The following is a 294-nucleotide window of genomic DNA, read 5'->3' as shown; positions in this document are numbered from 1 at the left end:
CCATATTGTATCTTGATTGATAATTCCACTAATACTTGTTCCTGAATTAGCTAGTGCTGGCGTATTCGTTAGTGCATTCATGAGAATTACCATAAAAGATATTAAGGTTGTTACTAATCGTCTTTTCAAAAATATTTCCTCCTGTATTGAGCTTGGTGGGGGTCTGACCCCTAAATTTTCAATTACAAAATCTCTTGGACACACACGCTCCAACCTTATTTATCACAACTCATTATCTATTAAATTATTAATCTAGAAAAAATGAATAAGACAATACCATTTTCACATATATAT

The organism is Neobacillus drentensis (assembly GCF_036962765.1).
In the GTDB taxonomy this organism is placed as follows: domain Bacteria; phylum Bacillota; class Bacilli; order Bacillales; family Cytobacillaceae; genus Neobacillus; species Neobacillus drentensis_C.
This window is presented reverse-complemented; position numbering follows the sequence as displayed.